6 protein-coding genes and 2 pseudogenes are annotated in these 7,343 nt (G+C 31.1%); 6 read left to right on the top strand and 2 right to left on the bottom strand.

Annotated elements, in window-relative coordinates:
- The first annotated feature begins 414 nt into the window (after positions 1-414).
- Complete coding sequence (locus RXO53_RS07260) at positions 415-1,296, top strand: PD-(D/E)XK nuclease family protein (RefSeq protein ID WP_410713563.1); 882 nt, start codon at positions 415-417, stop codon at positions 1,294-1,296.
- A gap of 157 nt (positions 1,297-1,453) precedes the next feature.
- Here the strand turns inward: RXO53_RS07260 and RXO53_RS07255 are convergent, their stop codons facing one another.
- On the bottom strand, positions 1,454-2,236 hold the full coding sequence (locus RXO53_RS07255) for an SDR family NAD(P)-dependent oxidoreductase (RefSeq protein ID WP_410713562.1): 783 nt from the start codon (positions 2,234-2,236) through the stop codon (positions 1,454-1,456).
- A 288-nt stretch (positions 2,237-2,524) separates the two neighbouring features.
- On the opposite strand from RXO53_RS07255, the gene RXO53_RS07250 reads away from it, so the two are divergent.
- From RXO53_RS07250 to RXO53_RS07240, 3 genes and pseudogenes are all read left to right on the top strand, one after another.
- The gene (locus RXO53_RS07250) at positions 2,525-3,247 is read left to right on the top strand and encodes a metallophosphoesterase family protein (protein ID WP_410713561.1); all 723 of its coding nucleotides are present in this window, start codon (positions 2,525-2,527) and stop codon (positions 3,245-3,247) included.
- A 427-nt stretch (positions 3,248-3,674) separates the two neighbouring features.
- A pseudogene (gene tnpA / locus RXO53_RS07245) lies at positions 3,675-4,006 on the top strand (IS200/IS605 family transposase).
- Positions 3,981-4,226: pseudogene (locus RXO53_RS07240) on the top strand (helix-turn-helix domain-containing protein); the annotation flags it as partial. The pseudogenes tnpA and RXO53_RS07240, both read left to right, overlap by 26 nt.
- Positions 4,227-4,411: 185 nt before the next feature.
- Here the strand turns inward: RXO53_RS07240 and RXO53_RS07235 are convergent.
- Positions 4,412-5,260 carry a putative RNA uridine N3 methyltransferase gene (locus RXO53_RS07235; RefSeq protein ID WP_410713560.1) on the bottom strand — a complete coding sequence of 283 codons (849 nt, stop codon included), beginning with the start codon at positions 5,258-5,260 and terminating at the stop codon, positions 4,412-4,414.
- Positions 5,261-5,476: 216 nt separating this feature from the next.
- Between RXO53_RS07235 and prpB the strand changes: the two genes are divergently transcribed.
- Positions 5,477-6,346: a methylisocitrate lyase gene (gene prpB, locus RXO53_RS07230; RefSeq protein ID WP_410713564.1), complete on the top strand. Its 870-nt coding sequence runs from the start codon at positions 5,477-5,479 to the stop codon at positions 6,344-6,346.
- Positions 6,347-6,415: 69 nt separating this feature from the next.
- Positions 6,416-7,222, top strand: a complete 807-nt coding sequence (locus RXO53_RS07225) for an MBL fold metallo-hydrolase (RefSeq protein ID WP_410713559.1) — start codon at positions 6,416-6,418, stop codon at positions 7,220-7,222.
- Positions 7,223-7,343 lie beyond the last annotated feature (121 nt).

Below are 7,343 nucleotides of genomic sequence, written 5' to 3'. Positions count from 1 at the left end.
AAGACCTCAGGGAACTCGCCCTTCAGGGCGGGGAGGAGGTCAGCAAAATTGATTATTATTCACAAATGTTTAAAGACATGATCAAAAATAGTGGATTTAGGAAATTATGATTAAAACAAGAGTGTTTATAACTGAAAGCCTCGCTCTTTAGGGCAGAGAGGAGGTCAGTAGTTAATATATATTATATTGAATAATATTACTATCCAACTAAATAATTAGTTTATTCTTATTTATTCTTCGTCATTGTTAACCCCCCGGTTAACAATTGGCTAAACATGAGCATTAAACCATAATATAAAAACCATGTTAACAAAGTTTAAGAAATTAGATTGTCAATTAATTTTTTAATGTAACTTAAAGAAGAAAAATATAAGGCTTAAAATTCCTATAATATGAGGAAAAAGGTAACTAAAAGTGAAATCTGAGGAATTAAAGGAAGAGATAAAAAAGATATTACTCGATAATCCAACTATAATAGCAGATGTTATAATATCTAAGCCTGAAATAATTTATCAAGTACTAGCTAAGCTTACCCCATGGCAAAGCCTTGCAACAAAAGATGATATTAGAGAAGTAAAAAACTCCCTTTCAAAGTTAGAAATTAAGGTTACAAGCCTAGAAGAAAAAGTAGGGAATATAGATAAACAGTTTGCCACAAAGGAAGACATATCTAAGTTGGTTACAAAGGAAGAGGCCAAACAGTTTGCCACAAAGGAAGACATATCTAAGTTGGTTACAAAGGAAGAGGCCAAACAGTTTGCCACAAAGGAAGACATATCTAAGTTGGTTACAAAGGAAGAGGCCAAACAGTTTGCCACAAAGGAAGACATATCTAAGTTGGTTACAAAGGAAGAGGCCAAACAGTTTGCCACAAAGGAAGACATTAAAAAATTAGAGAACATTATAAATGCTATAGGTGCTAGATGGGGTATCATGTCAGAAAGTTCCTTCAGAAATGGCATATATGAAATTTTAAAAGATATTGGTTGGGAAATTAAAAATGAAATAATATATGATAAAGAAGGGTATGTATATAATGAACCCTCAGAGATAGAAATAGATATCGTAATTAAAGATGGAAATACTATGATTATAGAAATAATGTCATCATTAAAGAGAAGCGATTTACCTATAATAAAAAAGAAAAAGGAACTCTATGAGAAGAAATATGGAATTAAAGTAAACCAAGTAATTGTTATTACTCCATTTATACATGATAAATATCAAGGTGAAGTAATAGCTATGGCCAATACTATGGGAATAAAAATAATAACTTCCTTAGATAACATCAAATAAAACTATTATAAATCATTTTTAACTTAGTTCTCTAACTTTTAAGCAACTTACAATCTTTATATTAATAAAAATTTTTATAATATAGCTTTGCCAATTGCTTTTAATTAAAAGCTATTTACTTGAATATTCATGCAATTTTGTAAGTATTCAGTTTCTTTTATGCTCTTTTATATACGCTTCCAGGCATTAAGGATGCCCCTGCATCAACAGTTATTACTTGCCCAGTTATTCCGCTAGCTTCTTCGCTTACTAAAAATGATACTACAGATGAAACCTCATCCTCACTTGCGAGCCTATTGCTTGGTATAAGAGAAATATAATTCTTTTCAGAATCTTTATAGCCGATTGAATCAAGCCATTCAAAATAGCTTTTTCCTAATTTAGTTTCAATAAAACCTGGAGCAACTACATTTACAGTTATATTATATTTTGCCATCTCTATTGCTAAGGATTTTGCTAAACCTATCAAACCCGCTTTCGCTGCGCTGTAGGCAATTAAATACTCAGCACCATAAATTCCTGCTATGCTGCTCATGAAAATTATTCTTCCCCATTTCTTATTTATCATATTATCAATTAGCATCTTTGTAACATAATAGCTTCCAGTTAAATTTGTCTGTATTTGCTTGAACCATGAATCATAAGTTAAATCAACAAATTTAGAAGAAAAACCAACTCCTGCATTATTAACTAATATATCTACTCCTCCATATTTACTTTTTATGTAATCTACCATCTTTTCTACGTCTTCCTTGCTTGATATATCTGCTCTTATCATATCACCTTTACCGTTTTTCGATTTTATTAATTCTAATGTTAACTTAGCTTCGTCCTCCCTCTTCCTATAGCTTATTATTGTAAAAACATCTTGAGAAGAAAGCCTTAATGCTATTGCCCTTCCTATCCCTCTATCTCCTCCAGTAACTAAAGCAACCTTCATATCTAACACCGGGGTCATGCAGCGTTGCCCTACATTACCCTTTCGGGTTCAGGTCCCGGATTCCTAATCATACCCCATTTTTATTCTAGATGTTAACAGATTTATTTATAGATTATGGATCTGACTTTACTAATAAAATTTCATGTTTTCAAATAGAAAGGTTTGTATATAAATTGGATAAGTTGCTTAAAAGTAATATTATAATTGACAAAGTGTTTTTCCGTTGCGTAACTTCTATTGCTATTTTTATATATATATAGTTTAATAACTTAATTAATTTTAATAATTTTGGGAGTCGATTTGCGTTTATTATTTGTAAGTGACATCCATATGAATTTGAAGGGCTATAAAGGCACTGACGAGTCTTATGCAATGATATGGTTAAATGGATTAATCGATGAGATAAAACCTAATGTTTTATTATCAGCAGGTGATTGGGACAAAGATGTAACCCCAAACGATTTCTCGATAATTAGCAGTAAAGTAAAGCTCATAACAATTTATGGTAATCATGAAAACTTTAATATTATTAAAGATTATTCAATAAAAGATGGAAAAGTGATTAAGTTAGACAATATTACCATTTCTGGCATTAATGGGTTGCTTAAAGATAAAATGCCATTTTTAGGAAAATATGATGATGAGAAAAATATCATTAAAAGTTACTTGAAAGAAATTAATCAAAAAATTAAAAAACATGCAAATAAGCTAGATATATTTATATCGCATCAACCACCTTATTTACCAGAAGTTTATCAGGGAATGGTAAATGATATATATAACCAAGCCATCTTGGATTTTATTATGGAATTAAGGCCAAGGCTTTATCTAAACGGGCACATGAAACCCTGTTATTCTTTTTATGAGTTTTCAAGCGGTACTAAGTATTTAAGAGTAGATAGTTCTCAGAGCTGTAAGCATTTTGCATTAATAGATACTGAAAATTTTGAGGTTAAGGTTTATTATGACAATAAAATAAATTTTGAAGAAATACTATCTTTTAAATTTTAATTTTTTTTAAATCTATTAAACGCCTCTTTTTCTATTTCTTGTTAATTGCTATCATACTTAATTATTGTTTCTTATGCCTAAATAAATTTCTAAAGCAAAATAAAACTTATATATTATTAAATAAAAAAGCACATGTTATTGGGAATAAACCTATTAAAATACCAAATATTGTCAATAACTGGAAATAATTGAAAACTATGAAATTGCTTTAATGATGAGAAGTTAATGAGTGAATAAACCCTATTTTTAACTTTCTGGGGGTTAAGGGGGCGGAAGTCCCCCTCCGTAAGGTGGGGGATGGATAGCCTCCTTACAGAAACCTTTTATAGTTATTAAAAAATAGATATAACTATGCAGTACAGATTGGACAGAGGATCGCATTCAGTTTACGGTCATAGGTCTCATAAATACGAGAAGGCGGTCAAGTGTGTTGAAGACGCTGAAAAGGACGATTAAGCTGGAGAGCGACCATCTGAACGAATGGAAATACTGCGTTCTTAGGGAGGTTGAAGTCATAGACATAGGAGTAGATAAAGATCACTTCCACATGTCATTCAAGGCGAAACCAACCTTGAATATACCCAGATACATAAACGCGATCAAGACAATCACGTTAGGAAAATACAGAGAAAATTTCCTCAAGTAAAGGAAAAACTATGGAAAGGACACTTCTGGTCGCCTTCCTACTTCTTAGCAACAAGTGGACAAGTAACACTGGAGGTATTGAAAAAATATGTGGAGAGCCAGGAAAAAGAATAACAAGATCCAGCTATCATTCAAGTACAGAATTTACCCAACTAGGGAAGTAGAGGAAAAACTCCTCAAAATAATGCAGGTTGAGGTTAAAGTGTACAATGCTTTGTTGGATGCAGTGAATAACGCTAGGAAAGAAGGGAAAAAGATAACACCTAAGGACACCCAAGCTGTGGACAGGAAACCTCTGCTATACATTCCCTTCTCAGAGGGGGTGTATAGTAAGTTTTCTAGAAGAAGCAGGAAATCCTCACCGCGAGGTGAGGATGCCCTGTCCGTGAGGGCGGGGTAGTTCACATATTTAAGTTTAGATAAATTTTAAAGTATAAGTAAAATATCTAAAAGATATTTATTAAAGCAGATTTTATTTACTATAATATTATATTTTGTTAACCCCCCAGTTAACAATGGTTACACAAAATAATTGAACAATGAAAGCGTTGCAGCTAATGCTTCTTCAGTTCTAACGGTCAATGTTCCTTGATTTAAGACTGTATTTAAAATATAATCAAATTTTTCTTTTTGTTTATATAGTTCAGCGTGAGGTCCACCAAAAATTAAGACTATTCCATTACTTTTATCAATATCATTTTTTAGATTATCTTGAATTTTTTTATCAAAACAATCTCCAAATTTGCTTGTTCCTATTATTAGATTTTTATTATTCCTTAGCTTGTTTATTTCTTCTTTTAAACTATTTGCTTTTGAGACCTTATATCCAGTATATAAGTTTTCCCATGAAGCTTTTTCCAATAAGATGTTTTTATTAATTGACTTAATTCTAACAGTAATTATTTTATTGCTTTTATTAACATCATCGGCTTCCTTCTTATCCAAAATCCCTTTTCCTAACATACCTAAATAAATTATACAATTATCTTTATCGCACTTCTCAATATAACCGTCTAATATTTTTCCTATTTCAATTTTTTTTGGAGGATCATGATTAACTAACCTTAGTGGAGGCAAGATTCCTGCATATTTTAACATCTTGTTTTTCTTCATTACCTTCTTTTTTATATGAGGAGGAATAACTTGATAATTTAATATCAGGTTAAGCATTTTCTCATCAAAATCGCTTGTCTCCTCATCCTTGTATAGGATTACCTCATCAACTCTGAATATTGATAAAATTCTGGAAATAAAACCTGCTTTGCTCGTTTTATCAATCAAACTATCCTCAACAGATAAAATACTTGGAGGTAATAAAACAATAAACTTTTTACCCCTCCTCAAAGGAGGGAAAATGTTACAGCTCACTTCTTTTTACCTTTATTTTCTTCTTCCCTCTTGCTCGTTGAAAATAGCGTTGTCTTTTGTCTTCCTCCCATTTATATCACCACTATTATTGAGTATTTAATAAATTTAAGCTTTATTTTTATTCAATAATGCTTATTAATTTATGTTCAATTAATAAATTGGTGAGCTTAGATGGCGTTTTTATATAAAAAAAGGCTTGAAAGTCCTGGAGAAAAGCTGAGGGAATTATTGAAAAAAGAAGATATATTAATAACTCCTGGTGTCTTTGACCCTGCATCAGCACTTCTAGTTGAAAGCATGGGATTTAAATCTGCTTATTTATCTGGTGCAGCATTAACAGGAACTCTTGCAATGCCTGATCTGGGCTTAATAACTTTTACAGAATTATATGATTCAACGAGAAGGATAACTAATGTTATAAACATACCTTTAATTGTTGATTCAGATACCGGTTTTGGCGAATCATTAAATGTTTACAGAACGGTAAAGGAGCTAGAAGAGGTAGGAGCGGCGGCAATACAAATAGAAGATCAAGACATGCCTAAAAAATGCGGTCATTTATCAGGTAAGAAAACAATTTCTGCTGAAGATATGGTAAAGAAAATTGTTGCTGCAAATGATGCAAGAAGAGATATGTTGATAGTTGCAAGAACTGATGCTAGGGCAACTGAAGGGATAGAATCAGCAATAGAAAGAGCAAAGCTTTATTTGGAGGCAGGGGCAGATATAATATTTCCAGAGGCTTTAACAAGCTTAGATGAATTCAAGCTTTTTGCAAAAGAAGTTAAGGCTCCATTATTAGCTAACATGACTGAATTCGGTAAAACCCCTTATATAACAGCAGATGAATTTAAGGAAGCAGGTTTTAAAATAGTTATTTTTCCAGTAACCACCTTTAGAGCTGCTATGAAAGCAATTAAAGATACTTTAATTGAAATAAAAAATAAAGGGACACAAAAATTCATGTTGGATAAAATTATGAGTAGAGAAGAATTTTATCAGTTAATAGGATATTATGAATATGAAAAAAAGGATAACGAATTTGCAAGAAAAGGGGATGAAATTATAAAAAGGAAAAATAAATAGCATCAATTTATAATATATTATGTAAAATATATAAAATCTTTTATTGTTTAATAATAAACGGTGAGTTAAATGAAGATAACTATTTTAGTAGATAATTATGTTACAACACTTAGTTCTTTAAGAGATAAATTATTAAGTGAATGGGGATTTTCTGCTTATATTCATGACTACAAGATACTATATGATACAGGATTAAGTGGAGATGCTTTAATTAATAATATGAAAGCCCTTAAAATAGATGTAAAAGAGCCTGAATATGTAGTTTTAAGTCATAGGCATCTCGATCATACGGGCGGACTAATTAAATTCTTAGAAATGAGAAATAAGCCAATTAAAATAATAGCTCATAAAAATCTCTTTGCTCCAGCCAAGGCAAAAGATGAGAAGGGGGAAATTAATGCCGGAGTTAATTTTACTAAAGAAGACTTAGAAAAAAGAGGTGCAGAATTAATCTTAATTGATTCACCATATAAATTAAAAGAGAATCTATATGTTTCAGGATATATACCAAGAAATTGGGGGCCAAGCCATGCAGGAGGATTATTAGATGAAATTCCTGATGACATGGCTTTATATATAGTTGATAAAGATGGCCTTTTAATTTTAACCGGTTGTGGTCATGCAGGAGTTGAAAATATAGTTGAATACGGCTTTAAAGTTACAAATACAAATAAGTTGAAGGGTATAATTGGTGGACTTCATTTTATGGGATTTGATGAAAAGAGAGTAAATAACATAGTTTCATATTTAAATTCTAAGTCCCCAAAGGTTGTTTCAGGGACTCATTGTACAGGTATTGATGGAATATCATTATTGAGAAAAGGTTTACCATACGCATTTAAAGAAGCGGGTGTTGGAAAAGAAATAATAATTTAAAAATATAAATAGGTTATAATTATTTCCTTTTTTCCAATAACATAATAGAAGCTAAAGATACATTTATAATCGCTATAACTAAGCCTAAAGTTAATGAACTTCTAAAGGGAATTGCTTGTTG

Origin of the sequence: Caldisphaera sp. (assembly GCF_046536515.1) — an archaeon.
Lineage (GTDB): Archaea > Thermoproteota > Thermoprotei_A > Sulfolobales > Acidilobaceae > Caldisphaera.
This window is presented reverse-complemented; position numbering and strand designations above follow the sequence as displayed.

Coding starts and splice junctions, on each gene's coding strand:
- RXO53_RS07255 (WP_410713562.1), bottom strand. CDS start 2,236: ATGAAGGTTGCTTTAGTTACTGGAGGAGATAGAGGGATAGGAAGGGCA.
- RXO53_RS07225 (WP_410713559.1), top strand. CDS start 6,416: ATGAAGATAACTATTTTAGTAGATAATTATGTTACAACACTTAGTTCT.